The sequence below is a fragment of the Pseudomonas sp. 51_B genome (assembly GCF_017491595.1).
Lineage (GTDB): Bacteria > Pseudomonadota > Gammaproteobacteria > Pseudomonadales > Pseudomonadaceae > Aquipseudomonas > Aquipseudomonas promysalinigenes.
In genome coordinates, this window is sequence record NZ_JAFGYW010000394.1 from 1 (window position 1) to 448 (window position 448).

1 pseudogene is annotated in these 448 nt (G+C 65.2%); it reads left to right on the forward strand.

Annotation, left to right across the window (positions count from 1 at the left end):
* Positions 1-448, forward strand: a pseudogene (locus J5M56_RS25395) (two-component system sensor histidine kinase CreC); the annotation flags it as partial.

Genomic DNA, 448 nt, shown 5'->3' on the forward strand with positions numbered 1-448 from the left:
CAGCGAGAACCGCTGGCCGCAATTGCTCCGCGCCTATGGCGAGCGGCAGCCGCAAGCGACCATCTGGGGCTTGCCGAAAAATCAGGTCAACCACCGCATCTATGTCACCGATGCCAAGGGCATCGTCGTGCTCGACTCCAGCGGCGTCGCGGTCGGCCAGGATTATTCGCGCTGGAACGACGTCTACCTGACCCTGCGCGGCGAGTACGGCGCGCGCTCCAGCCGCAGTGATCCTGACGATCCGAGCTCTTCAGTGATGCACGTCGGCGCGCCGATTCGCGACAATGGCAAGATCATCGGCGTGGTCACCGTGGCCAAGCCCAACAGTTCGCTGCAGCCCTACGTCGATCGCACCGAGCGGCGCTCGCTGTTTTACGGCGCCGGACTGATCGGCCTCGGCCTGCTCTTCGGTGCCTTGCTCTCATGGTGGCTCAGCCGCGCGCTGCAC